Raw genomic sequence first — 17563 nt, forward strand, 5'->3', positions numbered from 1 at the left:
TTTGGCGTTCGACATGGTGTGCTCCGGAATGAAAGATGATTCAATAAGTTTGAGGTTTTATCGGGCGGCGCTGGCTTCGCTTCGTTCGTTTCGCTGCGTTGCTGCGCTGTCCATGTGCAGAACTATAGCGACCGCCACCTCGGAGAAAGTGGGCTATCGTCGTCATAGTTATTCAAAATAATTGAATCGAGAGGTTGGCGCCTGAACTGGCCTTTTTGCGGAAGGCAACGCGCACCCCGCCGCCCAGCATCGTGGACGGCTGCAAGTCCGAGCGTTCAATTTCAATAATGGAGGGGAAGTCCCTGGCGCGCGAGATGCCAGGGTGGCGCGGAGAGGCGCCCGGCCGTGAGCCGGGCTGCGGTGTCGGGTGTCAGTCGAGCCTGAACGTCCGCACGACTTCCGCCAGCGTGGCCGCCTGGCCCTGGAGTGCAGCCGCAGCGGCGGTGGATTGCTCTACCAGCGCGGCGTTCTGTTGCACCATCTGGTCAAGCTGGCCGACCGCCACGTTCACCTCCTGGATGCCGCGTGTCTGCTCCCGCGCCGCGCTGGTGATCTCGGAAATGATCTGCGTGACGCGGCTGACGTTGCCAACGATCTCGTGCATCGTCTCGCCGCTCAGGCGCACCTGGCCGGACCCGGCATTGACACTGCCCACCGTCGATTCGATCAGCGTCTTGATCTCCTTGGCGGCCTGCGAACTGCGCTGGGCCAGCGCGCGCACCTCTCCCGCCACCACGGCGAACCCGCGGCCCTGTTCGCCGGCACGCGCCGCTTCCACGGCAGCGTTCAGCGCCAGGATGTTGGTCTGGAAGGCAATGCCCTCGATCACGCCGATGATGTCCGAGACCTTCACGGCTGCGCGTTCGATGTCACCCATCGTGTCGATGGCCCCCGCGATGGCGCTGCCGCCGTGTGTGGCCACCTGCTGGGCCTGCGTGGCTGTATCGTCGGCCTGGCGCGCGGCGCTTTCCGACTGGCCCACCGTGGCCGTGATCTCCTCCATCGATGCGGCGGTCTGTTCCAGGCTGGCAGCGGCCGACTCGGTGCGGCGCGACAGATCCGCGTTGCCTTCCGCAATCTCGTTGGCGGCCACGTGTACCGATTCGCTTGCGTCGCGAATCTGGCGCATCACGTGTACGAGCTTGTCGGCAAAGGCGTTGAAGGCGCGGGCGATCTGCGCCACCTCGTCGGTGCCCTGCGCGGGCAGACGACGCGTGAGGTCGCCATCGCCGGAGCCGATCGCCACCATGGCGTCGCGAATGCCCGACAGCCGGCGGAACGAAACCGCCGTCACGCCGGCCACGATCAGCGCTGCCGCGCAGGCCACGATCACCAGCGAGATCATCGATGCAAGCAGCACCGATCGCATGCCGGCCGTGGCTTCGGCCTTGTCCAGCGCAATCACGGCAACCCAGTCGGTGCCGGCGATATCGCGGCCGCGCAGCAGCTTGCTGGTGCCGCTCACGCTGACGTCCAGCGGCGCGGTGGCCGATACCAGCGCGCCAAGCTTGTCGCCTTCCAGCGCGGGTATCAGATCGGCAATCGGCTTCAGCGTCAGCTTGTCGTCCTGATGGGCGACGATCTTGCCGTCGCGCGCCACCAGGATGCCGAAGCTGGCTGGGGTGGGATGGATCGACCGCACGTTGGCCACCACGGCGTCCATGGCCACGTCGCCGCCGATCACGGCCTTGACGCCGCCATCGCGGATCACCGGCACGGCAAACGTCACCACCAGCTTGCCGCTGCTGGCTGCTATATAAGGTGGCGTGACGATGGGCTTGCCCGCCGCCACGGCCTGCTTGTACCAGGGCCGGGCCGTGGGATCGTAGTCGGGCTTCAGTCCGGCTGCGTCAGAAAACCGGTGGCTCTTGTCCGGATAACCGACGTAAGTCTTGATAAAGCCGCCCGCGCGGGATACCAGCCGCAGCGCTGGGATGGGGTCGTCCTGGAGTGCGGCGTCCTGCAGTGAGGCGATCATCTGCGTGTGACTGGACACCCACTCCGCAATGGCGTCCACGTGGCCGGTTTGCACGGCGGCCAGGTTGTTGTCGATGGCCTCGTTGTTATAGGCACGGGCGACAAGCTGGTTGACGATGGCATTGGCTGCCAGCGCCACGATGACGATGGCCACGGATAGGGCCACGATTCGCGCGCGAAGCGAGGAAAGCATGTGTTGAACTCTTCTCTCAGGTTGGCCCAGGTCTGGGCGATTGAATTGCCATCGCATTGACGGCGCGCATCGGGCCGACTTTAGTGCGCCGCAGCATAGAGATTCTGGGGTCACTTTCCACGGCTGCGAACGATCGTTCGAGGTATGCGGGCTGCTTGCCATATCGATTGAGGTCAGTTGCCATACAACCAAGGGAATACCCGTTGCGCTGCAGCATCGGCTTGCAATCGCAAGGTGTGCTGCCTATGCTGAACACCAGAATTAGATTTAATTTGAATCTGAGTTCAGAAGCATCTAACGCGTTACATACGCACACGGGGCGGTCTGACATCCTCCGAGGGAGGGCCAGAAGCAGCAGGCAACAAGCCAGGGCGGGAAGCGCTGCGGAGGGTTCGGGAGGTGATGCAGATCGTATGGAAGTGCAGCCGCGTCACAAGCGGAGCGCCTCCAACAGCACGCCATGCGAATTTGCAAGGAATCGCAGCGGCGCGCCAAGAAGAAGTGAGCGGCCATGGCCACCATTCTGTTGCTCGAGCCACATCCATTGTTGCGTCTCGGATTGCGCCATCTGTTGGCTCAGGCGCATGTACCGGGCGATCTCGTCGATCTCGATCCCGCTGCCCTGCACGAACCCGATCCGTGGACACACCACGCCGATCTGCTCGTTTTTGGCCTGCCGGCCAACGCAGAGCAGGGCTGGCACACGCTGGCCGAACTGTGCAGTCGCCTGACGCCGCTGCGCGTGCTGGTGCTGGCCGACCAGCTGCCGGTGCCGCTGCCCGAGGCTGGCATGCCCGAAGCAGTGCGCGGCCTGCTGGCCAAGACCTGTTCGGCCGATGCGCTGGAAGCGGCTATCCGCCTGGTGCTAGCAGGCGGCGAGTGCTTTCCGTCCCAGCTGCCCACGACACGACACGCCGAGTCGGGCACGGCCGAAGCGCGCCACGACGCCGCGCCGATCGTGGTGCCGCTGCACAGCGTCCCGGCCCATCTGCCCGATGCCGTCGCGCACGGACAGGCAGCCCCGCTGGAAACGCCCGCGGCCGGCTCGCATCTGCTCCACATCACCGAGCGCCAGTACGAAGTGCTGGCCCTGCTGGCACGCGGCTATCCGATCAAGACCGTCAGCCGCCTGCTGAACATTTCGGTGGCCACCGCCAAGACTCACGCCTGCACGCTTTATCAGCGCCTGCACGTGCGCAACAAGGGCGAAGCGGTCTACGTGGCGCTGCAACGCGGCGCCACGCTCAACTGGCCGGGCCCCACGCCCGCCAGGCCCACGCACATCCCGATGTCGTCGTTGAACGCGCGGGAGACGTGTGAGGCCGCATAACCGAAGTCATCGGACGTTGCCCGACGGCGGCACGCGTCCGCCATCTGCCGGCCCGCCTCTCATCCAAAAGCATGAGGCGGCAGCCGGCCGTGGTTGCTAGCTTGTAAGTTCAGGTGCGGCGCCGGGGGGCTGCCGCGGAGATCAGCGGAATCTCCGGCACGGACTCCTCATCGCCATCATTTCCACAAGAATTCGATGCGCCCGACCGGGCGTGCCGCCGGGGCACCACACCCTGCGGACACACGCGCAAAAAGCGCGGATGGCATTCAGATGACGACCTATCTCATCGCCAGCAACGAAATGATGTGCAGGATCCTCGCTCGCCGGATGGAAGGGCAGGATATTCCGACGCCGGTGCACTGGCACGGACCCGAATGGCTGCTTGGCGGCGATCCCGTCTCGGTACGCATGCCGTCGATCGATAACCCCGATGCATCCGAACCCATACCGGAACATCCGGTGGACATGGCGCTGGTGGATTGCAGCGGCGTGCCGGGCGACCCGCGCAAGCTGCTCGACCGTGTGCGGGCGCGGCTGGCGCCACGGCGTTGGCTGGTGCTGTCCGATACCCTGGACGCCACGCTGATGGCCCATGCCGCGTTGCTCGGCGCCAACGGATGCCTGGCGGTGCCGGCGCCGGTGGAACTGGTGTGCGCGGCCGCCACGCTGGTGTGGGCGGGCGGGCAGTGCTTTCCACGCAGTGCGCTGTCATTGCTGAGATCGCTGCATCCGCACAGCGCATCGGTCGCGCCCTCGCCCTCGCCCGCATCGCACTTCATCCCTGCGGCGCGGGTAAGTCCGGATGGGACTACTGCCATCGGATGAAGGCATCCGCGCGTTGATACGACTATGCTGGGTTTGCCTACGGTAAGAAGCCGGCGCCTTGGAGAGGCCGGCCGCCGCGGGGAGCAGGGGGTCGTATGGAACACAGTCTGGATATTCTGATTGTCCACGGGTTCGCCGTGCGCGAAGGCCGGGGCAAGTGGGCATGCTGCTACGAGATACGGCTCGCCATCATTGGCGGGCCGTTGTTGTATCGGGGCGAACTGCATGGTCGGTGCTTTGCCACCGAAGACGCGGCCATCGTCGCCGCGCGCGAAATTGGCGAGCGCGAAGCAAACCGCCACCTGGATGCCGCCCGCGCGCTGTTCGTCGCGCTGACGCGCACGCCGCCGCCGACCTGACTCCCGTCCCACGCAGCGAAAAGCGATCCCGCCCGATTCGCCTCCGCTCGATCCGCCGGCCCAAAAAAAGAAGCCCGCCGACCGGGGGACCATGCGGGCTTTGAAATGGCCGCACACGTGGTGCGCGACCATTGCATTGAACATATCGAATCGCCGTGCGGGACAGTATCAACCAGAAGACGCATGCCACCCCGGCATCTCATCCTCGGGTTTGCGGGCCGCTCGAAGCGGCGGGCCCAGTGCTGGCGCGCCAGTGCGGACGGCGGCACCACGCGCCGGGTGCCGGCAACCGCGCGCAGCCCTCATGCTTCGGGATGGGCACCCGGGATGATCCATCGAATGATCTGGCGCGCGCAGCGGCCGCAGTGGTGCTACGCTGCCGCCACGTACCTTGCCGCTGCACCTTCGTCCGCAATCCTTGTCGTCCGCCATGACGCGGCTCCGCCGCAGACACCGATGAACCGCTGGGAACTGATCACCCAATTTGGCGAATCCGCCTTCCTGCTGCCCTGCGCGTGCTTTCTTTACGCGTGGATGCGCTGGCACGGCGCCACCGGCGTGGCGCGGCACTGGATGCTCGCGTTCACCGCCACCGCGCTCGTGGTGCTGGCGTCGAAGCTCGCCTTCATGGGCTGGGGCATCGGCAGTGCATCGCTCGATTTCACGGGGTTCTCCGGCCACGCGATGATGGCGGCGTCGATCCTGCCGGTGATCTGCTACATCGCCATGCCCGACTCGCGGCCCGGGCTGGGCCTGCTGGCCGCGCTGGGCGGCGTGCTGCTGGCGCTGGCGGTGGGCGTCTCGCGGCTGGCGCTGCATGCGCATTCGGTTTCCGAAGTGGTCAGCGGCCTGGCGCTTGGCTTTCTGGTCAGCCTGCCGATCGTCGTCCGCCACGGCGTGCCGCGCAGCCCCCGCACGATGCTGGCGATGTGCGTCTTGCTGGCCGCCCTGATGGCGTTGCCCACCGGCGGCCTGGCCGGCGCCAGCCACGTGATGGTGCAGGAGCTTGCCATGTTCCTTTCGGGGCGCGACCGCCCTTATCACCGGGGCGAATGGGCTGCGCTGCTGGGTACCCGCATGCACGCGGCAGGCGTGTTCCAGCATCCTCCCCGGTAGGCTTCCGGAGGCGCCCCGGACCTGTGTGCGCCGCCTAACAGACGCTGTCAACGCGCTGCGCAAACATGACCCGAAACAGCTTCCCGCAAGGGACATGGGGCGGTCATGGTGTCGAACTGGAATGTCGCTGCCGAGCGTAATTCGGCCCTCCACTATCTCTACAGACTCTGCGATGCGCTGCTGATTGCGGCAGCCGGCATCGGCATGGGCGCGATCTACTTTCCGGGCGGCATCCGGGAGGCGGCGCCCGTCAACGGCTTCCTGACCATGCTGTGCGCGCTGGGGGCCCTGGTCGTGTTTCCGGCGTTCGGCCTTTACGAATCGTGGCGTGGCCGCAGCCAGACCGTGCTGGCGCTGCGGGCCGGTGCCGCGTGGGCGACGGTGTTCCTGACGGGCCTGATGGGCGCCTTCCTGATCCACCAGATCGGCGCCGTCTCCCGTCTCTGGTCGATGGGCTGGTTCATCAGCACCATGGTGCTGCTGCTGCTGTCGCGCGCCATCATGTTCCGCATGCTTGCCAACGTGCGCGAGCAGGGCATCAACGCCAAGCGCGTGGTGATCTGCGGTTACGGGCCGCTCGGCCGCGAGATGTATCTGCGCGTGCAGGAGATTCGCGCGGCCGGCTACCGCGTAGTCGGCATCTACGATGAAACCAGCGAGACCATTCCCGCCGGCGTCGAGCCGCTGCGCACCATGGAAGAGGTCAGCGCGATGGTGCGCTGCCAGGGCGTGCGCGAGATCTGGCTCACGCTGCCGATGGCCGCCTGCCGCGACCTGTCCGACGTGGTTCGCCAGTTCCGCAACGAGCTGATCGATATCCGCTGGGTGCCGGATGTGGCGTCGGTGGAACTGCTGGGGCACCGGTTCAGCGATTTCATGGGCTTGCCGGTGATCGACCTCAACAGCCCGCCGGTGTCGGGCGTGACCGGACTCGTCAAGGCCAGCTTCGACCGCGCGTTCGCGCTGGCGGTGATCGTGGGCCTGAGCCCCTTGCTGCTGCTGATCGCGCTGATGGTCAAGCTGTCGTCGTCCGGGCCGGTGCTGTTTCACCAGCAGCGGCTCGGCATCGACGGGCGCCCGTTCAACGTCTACAAGTTCCGCACCATGCGCATGCACCAGGACCACGGCGTGACGCAGGCCACCCGAGACGACCCCCGCGTGACGCGGATCGGCGCCTTCCTGCGCCGCACCAGCCTGGACGAGCTGCCGCAGTTCTTCAACGTGCTGCGCGGCGAGATGTCGGTGGTGGGCCCGCGTCCGCACGCGATGGAGCACAACGAGATCTACAAGGAACTGATCGACCGCTACATGCTGCGCCATCGCGTGAAGCCCGGCATCACGGGCTGGGCCCAGATCAATGGCCTGCGCGGACAAACCGACACGATCGAGAAAATGCGCAAGCGCATCGAGTTCGACATCTATTACATCCAGCACTGGTCGTTCCAGCTCGACCTTCGGATCATCCTGCGTACGGCCCTGCACGGCTGGACAGGCGCGGCCGCCTATTGAGGGGGACGCCGCGCAACGGTGTCAGGTTGGTGCGACATCGCACCGAGCGAGACGCCCGAAACAACTGGAATGGAGCCCGTCAAGGCTTCCTTGAATCGGAGACACCGAATGAAAACAACTATCCGCAACATCCTGGGAGAAGTGGCTCGTCTGGACGTGCCGCTGGCCACGCTTGCCGACAACGATGACCTGTATGCAGCAGGCCTGTCGTCGCTGGCCACCGTACACGTGATGCTGGCGCTGGAAAATGCTTTCGACATCGAGATCCCGGATCAGATGCTGACGCGTCAGCTCTTCCGCAGCGTGGATTCTCTCGCTGCGGCGGTCGAAATCATTCGCCAGCAGCAGGAGGCAGCATGAGTACCGCCAAGGTAGCACTGGCCCATGCCAACCCGGTCGGCGGCAGCGCCATGGCCGGCGACGAGCTGATTGCGGCCGCCCGGGAGGCCGCCGCCGTGGCGCAGCGCTTTACCGATGCCGTAGACCAGGAGGCGCGCTTCCCGCACGAAGCCTTCGAGGTACTGCGCCAGAAGGGGCTGCTTGGCGCGATGGTGCCTGCCGTGCTGGGCGGCAGCGGGGCGCCGCTGGCCACCATTGCGGCCATTTGCCGGGTGCTGGGCGAAACGTGCGCGTCCACCGGCATGATCTACGCGATGCACCAGATCCAGGTGGCCTGCCTGCTCGAGCACGGCATGGGCAGCGCGTGGCACCAGCAGATGCTGGCGCGCGTGGCGGGCGAACAACTGCTGCTGGCATCGGCCACGTCCGAGGAAGCCATTGGCGGCGCATTGCGCAGCAGCGGCTGCGCGGTCAACGTGGAAGGCGACCGCTTTCATCTGCTGAAGATGGCGCCGACGATTTCCTATGGCGCGCACGCGGACGGCATCCTGATCACGGCCCGCCGCCACGCCGATGCATCGCCGTCGGACCAGGTACTGGTCTGCGCGCTGAAGGCCGATTACACGCTGCAGAGCCTGAATGCGTGGGACACCCTGGGAATGCGCGGCACCTGCAGCAACGGCTTCCGGCTGGAGGCCGCCGGCCAGGTGGATCAGGTGTTGCCCGTGCCGTTCGGCGAGATCGCGGACGCCACCATGACGCCGGTCTCGCACATTCTTTGGAGCGCGCTGTGGCTGGGTATCTCCAGCGATGCAGTGTCGCGTGCTAAGACGTTCTTCCAGGGCCAGGCGCGTGCGCGGCCGGGCCAGCTGCCGCCATCGGCGCCGCGTGTGGCCGAGGCCGTGAGCCTGCTGCAGATGATGGAAGCGCGCGTCGACATGGCACTGGAACGCCAGCGTGCCCGCCATGCCGGCGCTTCGGTCTCGGCCGCGTTTGCGCTGGCTGCGGACATGAACGGGCTGAAGACCGCCATGTCGACGATGGCGCTGGATGTCGTGCAGCAGTCGCTGCTGGTATGCGGCATGGCCGGCTACAAGCATGGCACGCCGTTCAGCCTGGGTCGCCATCTGCGCGACCTGTGGTCTGCGCCGTTGATGATCAACAACGATCGCATCCAGACCAATACGGCCAACCTGCTGCTGGCCGACCGTTCCTGAGGAGCCATCCATGGATGCACATGCACTGACCGACGCCGCCCCGGGAGGCGGCGCCGGAGAACTGACCCCTGCGCCGGCTGCGCCCACTTACCTCGAGCAGCTGCTGGCTGCCGGTCTGCTGATCGAAACCGGCGTCAAGGGGCTGTATGGCCGCAGCGTGCTGTTCGAGTCCATTGCCGACGGTCTGAACGTGGCCATCAGCCGGATTGGCGCCGACCAGCAGGCTGAAGTGCTGCGTTTTCCGCCCGCCATGGGGAAGCAGGATTTCGAGACCAGCGAATACCTGAAGAGTTTTCCGCAGCTGGCCGGCACGATCCACAGCTTCTGCGGCGACGACCGTGCGCATCGCCGGCTGCTGGCGCGCGTGGAGGACAAGGAAGACTGGAGCGACCAGCAGGCATTCACGGGCGTGGTGCTGACGCCGGCCGCCTGCTATCCGATCTATCCGGTTGTGGCCAAACGCGGCCCGCTGCCGCCGGACGGCAAGGTGGTGGACGTGCTGTCGTATTGCTACCGGCACGAGCCGTCCCTGGAGCCCACGCGCATGCAGTTGTTCCGGCAGCGTGAATACGTGTGCCTGGGATCGCCCGATCGCATCGTCGCGTTTCGCCAGCTGTGGATGGACCGCGGCCAGGCGCTGGCCAGGGCCCTGCAGCTGCCCGTGGAAGTGGACGTGGCGAACGACCCCTTCTTCGGCCGCGGCGGCAAGATCGTGGCCGACAGCCAGCGCGAACTGAAGCTGAAGTTCGAGTTGCTGATACCGGTGAACGACGGCGCGCCGCCTACCGCCTGCATGAGCTTCAACTACCACATGGACCATTTCGGGGCGCTCTGGCATATCGGCCTTGCCGATGGCGGTGTGGCCCACACGGGCTGCGTGGGTTTCGGCATCGAGCGGCTCACGCTGGCGCTGCTAAAGCATCACGGGCTGGACCCGGCAACGTGGCCGCAAGCGGTGCGCGAGACGCTGGGAGGCGTGTAAATGTTCGGCGACGGCAAGGCTGTACGCACGCGCGGTGGTGCGCATGCGCTGCACGGGGGCAATCCGGTGTGGTCGCATGCCAACCGCCATATCGACCTGTGGGTCGAACTGTTGCATGGATGGGATTTCGAGCCCATTGCCGCCTTGCCGTTCACCGTGACGCTTGATTTCGAGGGTGACCAGTTCACGTCGTCGAATATCCCGTCGATAGACCTGGAGCGCCTGTTCGGCATCGTCAAGGACGAGCTGTCGACCTATGGCCGGCTGGAATCGCATGTGGCCGCGCAGACCAACCGTGGCAACGCGGTGCTGCTGGAAGTGGACAGCTTCCAGCTGCCACAGGCGCCGGGCGTCTACCGGCGCCAGCACGCGCGCGCGTGCATCGCCATCGATGTGCTCGTGCCAGACGCCACCGCCGTGGGCTATTACCACCATGACGGCTATCACACCGCCAGCGGCGACGACTACCTGGCCATCTTTCGTATGCCTGCGCATGAAACGATGTGGGGTGTGGCCACGTTTCCGCAGGCTGAAGTCGTGCGGCGGCGCTTTCCGGGGCTGACCGACGACGTCCTGATGCGCGCATCGCTGGACCTGCTGCGCGGCCACCTGGCGCGCCGCCCGCGCGAGAATCCGATCCAGGCATTTCGTGCCGCGTTCCCGGCGCACCTGGAACAGCTGATGGCGCGTGGCGAGCCCAACTTCCAGATCTACGCCGCCAGCGTGTTGCGCCAGCTTGGGGCCAACTTCGAGCTGCTTGGCCGCTATGTGCGCTGGCTGGTCATGCAGGGTCAGACGTTGCCCGATTCGGTAGCGGAGGCGTGCTACACGATGGCGTCCGAGGCCATGGTGATGCAGTTCCGCCTGATGCGCGCGGTGATCAGCCGCAAGATTGATAGCTGCGAAGACTGCCTTGAGCAGCTTGAGCTGGCCTACCAGGGCACGGTGCCCGCGCTGGCGGCCCACTTCGGAGAGAAGGTGACATGACTGCACGCGATCCGGAACCGACACTCCTGCCCATCTTGCGGCCCGGTGTGGCCGTGGGCCGGGCGCGACTGGAAGGCGACTGGACCTTCCTCGAAACCTTTGCCAATGCGGCCGCGCATCCGGGCGAGCTGTCCGAGACCGGACACTGGCTGCCCGCGTCCGTGCCCGGTACGGTGGCCGGCGCGCTGCGCGCGGCGAAGCGCTGGGACGAAACATCGCCGCCGCCGCTGCATCAGCATGACTACTGGTACCGGCTGCAATTCTCGGGCAGCGGGCGCCGGCTGCTGCGCTTCAACGGCCTGGCGACGATTGCCGAGGTCTGGCTCAACGGCCAGCATGTGCTGACCACACGCCATATGTTCGCCGCGCACCAGGCGGAGGTGGAACTGGCCGGCGCCGACAACGTGCTCCATATCTGTTTTCGCGCGCTGCATCCGTGGCTGCGCACGCAGCGCGGACCGGTGCGCTGGAAGCCGCGCATGATCCAGCCGCCATCGCTGCGCACCGTGCGCACCACGCTGCTTGGGCACATGCCCGGCTGGTGCCCGCCGGTGCACGCGGTGGGGCCGTGGCGCGACATCGAACTGCTGGACCCGATCGGCACCGATCTCACGCATGGCGTACGCGCCGAACTGTCGAGCCGGATCGACGGCACCGACGGCGTCATCGACCTGCAATTGCACTTTCCGGGCGCCGCGCCCGCGCAAGGCGCGTTCTCGGCAATCGGACCCGACCAGGCCATCTGGCATGGCGATCTGCGTCGTACCGGCCCGCACACGCTGTCGGGCGCGCTGCGTATCCCCGATGCCCGGCGCTGGTGGCCGCATACCCACGGCGAACCCGCGCTGTATCGGGTGGACGCCAGCATGGGTGGCCAGGTCCTGGCCTGCGGCAACGTTGGATTCCGTACGATTACAGAAGACCGCGACGGCGATGCCGGCGCGTTTGGGCTGCGCGTCAACGGCGAGCGCGTGTTCTGCCGGGGCGCGTGCGTGTCCAGCCACGACCTGCCCGGCCTGGCCGATACCGACGAGGCCGTGGCGCGCTGGCTGCGGCTGGCGCGCGATGCCGGGGCCAACATGGTGCGCGTGAGCGGCGTCACCTGTTATCCGGGCGAAGCGTTCTATCGCCAGTGCGATGCGCTGGGGCTGCTGGTGTGGCAGGACTTCATGTTCGCCAACTTCGACTACGGCAACGACACCGGCGCCGCCTGGATGGATGACGCGCGGCGCGAAGTCTCGCAGTGGCTGGCGTCGTCCTGCGCCCACGCCAGCCTGGCCGTGCTGTGTGGCGGCAGCGAGGCCGAGCAGCAGGCCGCGATGATGGGCGTGCCGCGCGGCGCCTGGCGCCAGCCGCTGTTCGACACACTGATTCCCGCACTGGTGGCCGAGCATCGGCCCGATGTGATCTACGTGCGCAATTCGCCCAGCGAAGGGGCCTGGCCGTTCCAGCCCGATACCGGCGTATCGCACTACTACGGCGTGGGCGCCTACCAGCGGCCGCTCAGCGATGCGCGGCTGGCCAATGTCCGGTTCACGTCGGAATGCCTGGCGTTTGCCAACGTGCCGTGCGCGCGCACGCTGGCCGATGCCGGCCTGTCTCAGCCGTACCACGATCCGCGCTGGAAAGCGCGCGTGCCGCGGGATGCCGGTGCCGCCTGGGATTTCGAGGATATTCGCGACTTCTACCTGCGCGAGGTGTTCGACGTCGATCCGCCGCGCCTGCGCTATGAACGGCCGTCGCGCTACCTGGCGCTGTCGCGCGCCGTGGTGGCGGAAATCATGACCGAGGTATTCGGAGAGTGGCGCCGCACGGGTTCCACCTGCCAGGGTGGCCTGGTCTGGCAATTGCAGGACCTGTTGCCGGGCGCGGGATGGGGCATCGTCGATGCGTACGCGCGGCCCAAATCTGCGTGGCACGCACTGCGCCAGGTCTGGCAGCCGCTGCAGGTCATCCTGACGGATGAGGGGCTCAATGGGCTTCACATCCATGTGGTGAACGAGACGGCGGCGCCGCGCACGGTGCGGCTGACGCTGCGTTGCCTGCGCGACGGCGAGACCGTGGTCGTACAGGCCGACCAGACGCTGACGCTGGCGCCGCGTGAGTCGCGGCAGCTCGTGGCGGCGGCGTTGATCGATCACTTCTTCGACTTCACCTACGCCTATCGCTTCGGGCCGCCCGCGCACGACGTGGTGGTGGCCACGCTGCACGACGCGTCTCCGGAAGCGGGCGCGACCGAGGCAGGCAACGCGTTGCTCAGCCAGGCCGTGTACCTGCCCGACCGGCGGCCCGACGCGTTGCAGGACCCGGGCCTGCGCGCCAGCGTGGCGTGCGAGGACGGCGTCTGGTGGCTCACCGTAAGCACCCAGCGCTTTGCGCGGTGGGTCCATGTCGAGGATCACGCCTGGTTGCCGGAGACCGACTGGTTCCACCTCGGGCCCGGCGAATCGCGTCGCATCCGCCTGATGCACGATGCGGCCGCGCCGATGCATGCGGGGGCCATCCCTTCGGGTGAAGTGTCGGCGTTGAACGCGCCGCGTTCTGTCAGCTACGACGGCTGAACTCATCCTTCTCCACCTGCCCGCCAGGCCGCCTCTGGCGCGGCAGGACACATTTCCCTCCTTCTGCCGGCTGACTCACGGGTCTGCCGCGCCGCCGCCGCGACTCACCCGTTTTCCTACATCCAACCTACCAAAGCATGACGCCAGGACCTATCCGTCAGCCTACTGTCGGTTCTGTGCTTCATGGCACTTAATACAGTCAACAACGAAGAGAAAACCGAAGCAGCAGCGGCAACACGCTTCGGCAAGGATTCACGGGTGGCGGCCTCGGGGCCGCCGGGCATTCGCCAGCAAGCTAGCTGATAAAAGAGCGGAGCGGCGATGTCGGGTCACGCGTCTCGCAGGTACTGCGGCGTTCCGATGTCATTGCTCCTGGGTCATACGGAGGAAGAAATGATCACGCATCGGTCGGACCTGCATGTCAATCATCTGCTCAACGCACTGCCGCGTCATGAATGGGACGCGCTGTCGCGACACTTTGAACTCGTCCGCCTGCGTGCAGGGGAGCTGCTGACCGACTCCGGCCAGCGCATCGTCCACGTGTATTTCCCGACCACGTCCGTGGTGTCACTGCTGTCGCTGCTGGAAGACGGTGCCACGGTCGAGTTTGCCGCGGTCGGCAACGAGGGGTTGGTCGGTATCCCCGTGGTGACCGGCGGCGACACGATGCCGAGCCGCGTGGAAGTGCGCAGCCCCGGCTTTGCCTACCGCATTCCGGCCCGCGTGCTGCGTGGGGAACTGGCGCAGCTGCCGGCGCTGCAGCGCGTGACGCTGCTCTATGTGCAGGCCGTGCTGACGCAAATCGCGCAGACGGCAGCCTGCAACCGCCATCACTCGCTGAACAAGCAGCTTTGCCGCTGGCTGCTGCTGGCCATCGACCGCATGAACACCAACGAACTGGTGATCACGCAGCAGGTCATTGCCAACATGCTGGGCGTGCGGCGCGAAGGCGTGACGGAAGCAGCCGGCAAGCTGGAGGACCTGGGCCTGATCCACCACAGCCGCGGCCATATCACGGTGCTGGACCGCTGCGGCCTGGAGCATCATTCGTGCGAGTGCTACAAGCTCGTCAAGCGCGAATACGACCGCCTGCTGCCCGCCCTGACGCTGGCGCACGCCTGAGCGCATCCGCACCGATGCGGCACGCCCCGGACGCCATACGCCACCAGGCGGTGGCATCCGGGGCGATTGTCTTCATGGGTGGCCAGTTATCAGCCATGTGCCGGATCGATGCTCCCGAACGACGCCAGCAGGCCCGTGATGACGGTGCCGTAGGCCGATTCCAGGTTGTCCATGCACTCGGTGCAGGCATCGGCCCGGCGCCGTGCCATCGCCCGGGCCAGGCGGAACTGCAGCACCTTGCACTCCGCCGCGATGGCGCCAGCCGCTTCGCGGACGTCGGGCGACACCGTGTGGCCGTGCTCGCCCAGCCAGTTCAGGCCGTGCTGGAGCATCTCGAAGTTCGCCCCCAGCTGGCGCGGCAGATTGAAGCCGTAGTGATGGAAGTACGCATCGCCGCGCGCCAGGATGGTGTCCACCTGCGCAGGAAATTCGGTACGCCAGCGCGCGATGGGGCTCTCGTCCGGACGCCGGCCCAGATGCCGGCGCAGCAGCTGCGCCACGGCATTGGCCATGTCGCGCCCGCGCAGCGGGTCGCGTACGCGCTTGGCGCATTCGGCATACGGGAAGAGGATGTTGCCGTTGCCGCTCAGTTCGGGCGTGAGCCGCATCAGCCCACGATAGTCGTCGCCCTCGGCCCTGTAGCGGCCCGTGCTGTGATAGTAGGACAGCGTCTGCGCTGCGGTGTCGATCCCGTCGATCGCGATGGTGGTCTTCACGTGGTTCATCCGATAGGCCGTGGCGCGCGTATCGGGCAGATAGAAGCTGTCCATCTCCACCAGCATGGCGTGGCCGCGCCGCACCTGCTCGGCAATGTGCGCTTCCAGCGTGTCGTAGATGGCGCTTTCCTGCACCACCGTTCCATACAGCAGTTCGAGGTCGGCCTGCGGATACTTGAAGAAGGTGAAGTGATCGCCCTCGTAGTCCTGCGCCACGGTGAACGGCAGCGCGGCGCGCGGATCGAGGTGCCAGCCATACAGCAGTTCGATCCACAGATCCATGTAGCAGTTGGTCTCCTGCCAGACCGATGCCTCGCCATGCAGCAGACGCGGCGGGGCCACCACGGGGCGTGCCGCCTGTTGCGCGTTGGCGGCCGGCACATGGGGGGCCTCGGCCAGGGTATCTGCCGTGCAAGCCAGGGCGTTCGCAGTGCTTTGCTCCATCTCCCGTCCTCCGTGTTCGGATGGCAGCCGGCGTGGCGCCGGCCGGCCAGGCGCGTGCATGGCCAATGCCATTGGACCGGTTCCGGCGCGGCGTTTCGGTACGTTGTCCAACAAAGCCGGCGCTGCGCAGTGGCGCGCGCGGTGTGGCTAGCAGCGTGCCCAACAGCGTGTGCGGAATCGAACAGAGTCCTGCCAGCGCAGATTCCTACACTGAGCCCATCCTCTCTGGCCAGGGTACGTGTCCGTGCGTCTGCCACGCCTGCCAAGCACCGCCTGGGAGCCGGAGCCTCGCCGACACGCAGGAAACAGCAGGAGGCATGATGAGAATTCCGAACCGAGGGAAAGGCCTTCCCTCTGCCGCAGTCACGGACATGATCGATCACACGGGCCATGGCGCCGCTGCCGCGCAGACGCGGCAGGCGCTGATCCAGCCTGTGATTCTGGCGGGCGGATCGGGCACGCGCCTCTGGCCGCTGTCGCGCGAGCAGCATCCCAAGCAGTTGCTGAACCTGGTGGCCGAGAACACGCTGCTGGAAGCCACCGCACGCCGGCTCGAAGGGCTGGCCGTGCTGGCCGGCCGCAACGTCGGCATCGAGGCGCCGCAGATCGTGGTGTGCGGCGAAGAGCATCGCTTCATGATCGACGCGATGATGAAACGCTGCGGCAAGCCCGCGCAGATCCTGGCCGAGCCATGCGGACGCAACACGGCGCCCGCGCTGACGATGGCCGCGCTGCATGCGATGGCCAATGCGGGCGAATCCGGCGACGCGGTGCTGGTGGCCACGCCAGCTGATCATGCCGTGACAGATCCGGAAGCATTCCGCGCCGCGCTGGCCGTTGCCGTGCGGCAGGCCGACCGCGGCGCCATTGTCACGCTGGGCGTGCGGCCCAGCGCCCCGGAAACCGGGTTTGGCTATATCCGGACAGGGAGTATTTCGCAGGAAGGCGCGCTGCCGCTGGAACGCTTCGTCGAAAAGCCCCACCTGGAACTGGCGCAAGCCTACGTGGAATCGGGCGACTACTGGTGGAACAGCGGCGTCTATGTCGTGCGCGCGTCGGTCTGGATGCGTGCGCTGGGCCAGTTGCAGCCCGACATGGCGCGCCAGTGCCGTGCCGCCTACGAAGCCGCCGAGCGCGCGGCCAAGGGCAATGCGCTGTGCCTGTGCAAGGAAGCATTCGAGGCCTGCCCGTCCGACTCCATCGACTACGCGGTCATGGAGAAGATCGAGACGCTGGCCGACGTGCCGGCGATGCTGGTGCCGATGGATCCGGGCTGGTCCGATGTCGGTTCCTGGGCCGCCATCTGGGACATCGCCAAGAAGGACGCAGCCGGCAACGTGGCGCGCGGCCGCGTGCTGTTCGATGGCGCGACGTCGTGCCTGGCGCATTCCGAGGGCCGCCTGATTGCGTGCGTGGGCGTGCAGGACGTGGTCGTGGTGGAAACCGCCGACGCCGTGCTGGTGGTCGACAAGGCCCATGTGCAGGACGTAAAGAACGTGGTGCAGCGCCTGCGGGCCGAGCACGGCAGCGAGGTGGTGAACCACCGCAAGGTGCAGCGGCCCTGGGGTTGCTACGACTCGATCGACCATGGCGACCGCTTCCAGGTCAAGCGCATCGTGGTCGATCCCGGTGCCAGCCTGTCGCTGCAGATGCATTACCACCGCGCCGAGCATTGGGTCGTGGTACGCGGCACGGCGCGCGTGACCTGCGGCGAGACGGTCAGCATCCTTTCGGAAAACCAGTCGACGTATATCCCCATCGGAACGCAGCACCGGCTGGAAAATCCGGGCAAGACGCCGCTGGAGATCATCGAGGTGCAGTCGGGTTCTTATCTGGGCGAGGACGATATCGTCAGGTTCGATGACAACTACGGGCGCAAGTAGTCA

General features: G+C 66.5%; 15 protein-coding genes. 13 read left to right on the top strand and 2 right to left on the bottom strand.

Going from position 1 to position 17563, the window contains the following annotated elements:
- A partial coding sequence (locus CYJ10_RS34470; RefSeq protein WP_219621547.1) for a hypothetical protein occupies positions 1–181 on the top strand: 181 nt, incomplete at its 5' end.
- A 189-nt stretch (positions 182–370) separates the two neighbouring features.
- On the opposite strand, the gene CYJ10_RS28585 is transcribed toward CYJ10_RS34470, so the two are convergent.
- Entirely contained in the window at positions 371–2170 is a 1800-nt protein-coding gene (locus tag CYJ10_RS28585; protein ID WP_101684813.1) for a methyl-accepting chemotaxis protein, read from the bottom strand.
- Between the two features lie 511 nt (positions 2171–2681).
- Between CYJ10_RS28585 and CYJ10_RS28590 the strand changes: the two genes are divergently transcribed.
- From CYJ10_RS28590 to CYJ10_RS28640, 11 genes are all read left to right on the top strand, one after another.
- On the top strand, positions 2682–3500 hold the full coding sequence (locus CYJ10_RS28590) for a helix-turn-helix transcriptional regulator (protein ID WP_101684814.1): 819 nt from the start codon (positions 2682–2684) through the stop codon (positions 3498–3500).
- 270 nt (positions 3501–3770) lie between these two features.
- On the top strand, positions 3771–4325 hold the full coding sequence (locus CYJ10_RS28595; RefSeq protein WP_257993581.1) for a DNA-binding response regulator: 555 nt from the start codon (positions 3771–3773) through the stop codon (positions 4323–4325).
- A 95-nt stretch (positions 4326–4420) separates the two neighbouring features.
- Complete coding sequence (locus CYJ10_RS28600) at positions 4421–4684, top strand: hypothetical protein (protein ID WP_101684815.1); 264 nt, start codon at positions 4421–4423, stop codon at positions 4682–4684.
- A 456-nt stretch (positions 4685–5140) separates the two neighbouring features.
- Positions 5141–5800, top strand: a complete 660-nt coding sequence (locus CYJ10_RS28605) for a phosphatase PAP2 family protein (protein ID WP_101684816.1) — start codon at positions 5141–5143, stop codon at positions 5798–5800.
- A gap of 105 nt (positions 5801–5905) precedes the next feature.
- Positions 5906–7309: an undecaprenyl-phosphate glucose phosphotransferase gene (locus CYJ10_RS28610; protein ID WP_101684817.1), complete on the top strand. Its 1404-nt coding sequence runs from the start codon at positions 5906–5908 to the stop codon at positions 7307–7309.
- Between the two features lie 108 nt (positions 7310–7417).
- Positions 7418–7669, top strand: coding sequence for an acyl carrier protein (locus tag CYJ10_RS28615; RefSeq protein WP_101684818.1), 252 nt, complete (start codon positions 7418–7420; stop codon positions 7667–7669).
- On the top strand, positions 7666–8865 hold the full coding sequence (locus CYJ10_RS28620; protein ID WP_101684819.1) for an acyl-CoA dehydrogenase family protein: 1200 nt from the start codon (positions 7666–7668) through the stop codon (positions 8863–8865). Before CYJ10_RS28615 ends, CYJ10_RS28620 begins: the two co-directional genes overlap by 4 nt.
- 10 nt (positions 8866–8875) lie before the next feature.
- On the top strand, positions 8876–9847 hold the full coding sequence (locus tag CYJ10_RS28625; protein WP_101684820.1) for an amino acid--[acyl-carrier-protein] ligase: 972 nt from the start codon (positions 8876–8878) through the stop codon (positions 9845–9847).
- On the top strand, positions 9848–10834 hold the full coding sequence (locus CYJ10_RS28630; RefSeq protein ID WP_101684821.1) for a DUF1839 family protein: 987 nt from the start codon (positions 9848–9850) through the stop codon (positions 10832–10834).
- Complete coding sequence (locus CYJ10_RS28635; protein ID WP_101684822.1) at positions 10831–13395, top strand: glycoside hydrolase family 2 protein; 2565 nt, start codon at positions 10831–10833, stop codon at positions 13393–13395. The genes CYJ10_RS28630 and CYJ10_RS28635 overlap by 4 nt, the downstream gene beginning before the upstream one ends.
- A gap of 393 nt (positions 13396–13788) precedes the next feature.
- Entirely contained in the window at positions 13789–14517 is a 729-nt protein-coding gene (locus tag CYJ10_RS28640; RefSeq protein ID WP_101684823.1) for a Crp/Fnr family transcriptional regulator, read from the top strand.
- A gap of 89 nt (positions 14518–14606) precedes the next feature.
- On the opposite strand, the gene CYJ10_RS28645 is transcribed toward CYJ10_RS28640, so the two are convergent.
- Entirely contained in the window at positions 14607–15677 is a 1071-nt protein-coding gene (locus tag CYJ10_RS28645) for a DUF1839 family protein (RefSeq protein WP_101684824.1), read from the bottom strand.
- Positions 15678–16048: 371 nt separating this feature from the next.
- Between CYJ10_RS28645 and CYJ10_RS28650 the strand changes: the two genes are divergently transcribed.
- On the top strand, positions 16049–17560 hold the full coding sequence (locus tag CYJ10_RS28650; RefSeq protein WP_180863095.1) for a mannose-1-phosphate guanylyltransferase/mannose-6-phosphate isomerase: 1512 nt from the start codon (positions 16049–16051) through the stop codon (positions 17558–17560).
- Positions 17561–17563 lie beyond the last annotated feature (3 nt).

This window comes from Cupriavidus pauculus (assembly GCF_002858765.1).
Lineage (GTDB): Bacteria > Pseudomonadota > Gammaproteobacteria > Burkholderiales > Burkholderiaceae > Cupriavidus > Cupriavidus pauculus_B.

Excerpts from the sequence above, each read along its gene's own strand:
- CYJ10_RS28585 (WP_101684813.1), bottom strand. The coding sequence starts at position 2,170 with ATGCTTTCCTCGCTTCGCGCGCGAATCGTGGCCCTATCCGTGGCCATC.
- CYJ10_RS28590 (WP_101684814.1), top strand. The coding sequence starts at position 2,682 with ATGGCCACCATTCTGTTGCTCGAGCCACATCCATTGTTGCGTCTCGGA.
- CYJ10_RS28595 (WP_257993581.1), top strand. The coding sequence starts at position 3,771 with ATGACGACCTATCTCATCGCCAGCAACGAAATGATGTGCAGGATCCTC.
- CYJ10_RS28600 (WP_101684815.1), top strand. The coding sequence starts at position 4,421 with ATGGAACACAGTCTGGATATTCTGATTGTCCACGGGTTCGCCGTGCGC.
- CYJ10_RS28605 (WP_101684816.1), top strand. The coding sequence starts at position 5,141 with ATGAACCGCTGGGAACTGATCACCCAATTTGGCGAATCCGCCTTCCTG.
- CYJ10_RS28610 (WP_101684817.1), top strand. The coding sequence starts at position 5,906 with ATGGTGTCGAACTGGAATGTCGCTGCCGAGCGTAATTCGGCCCTCCAC.
- CYJ10_RS28615 (WP_101684818.1), top strand. The coding sequence starts at position 7,418 with ATGAAAACAACTATCCGCAACATCCTGGGAGAAGTGGCTCGTCTGGAC.
- CYJ10_RS28620 (WP_101684819.1), top strand. The coding sequence starts at position 7,666 with ATGAGTACCGCCAAGGTAGCACTGGCCCATGCCAACCCGGTCGGCGGC.
- CYJ10_RS28625 (WP_101684820.1), top strand. The coding sequence starts at position 8,876 with ATGGATGCACATGCACTGACCGACGCCGCCCCGGGAGGCGGCGCCGGA.
- CYJ10_RS28630 (WP_101684821.1), top strand. The coding sequence starts at position 9,848 with ATGTTCGGCGACGGCAAGGCTGTACGCACGCGCGGTGGTGCGCATGCG.
- CYJ10_RS28635 (WP_101684822.1), top strand. The coding sequence starts at position 10,831 with ATGACTGCACGCGATCCGGAACCGACACTCCTGCCCATCTTGCGGCCC.
- CYJ10_RS28640 (WP_101684823.1), top strand. The coding sequence starts at position 13,789 with ATGATCACGCATCGGTCGGACCTGCATGTCAATCATCTGCTCAACGCA.
- CYJ10_RS28645 (WP_101684824.1), bottom strand. The coding sequence starts at position 15,677 with ATGGAGCAAAGCACTGCGAACGCCCTGGCTTGCACGGCAGATACCCTG.
- CYJ10_RS28650 (WP_180863095.1), top strand. The coding sequence starts at position 16,049 with ATGATCGATCACACGGGCCATGGCGCCGCTGCCGCGCAGACGCGGCAG.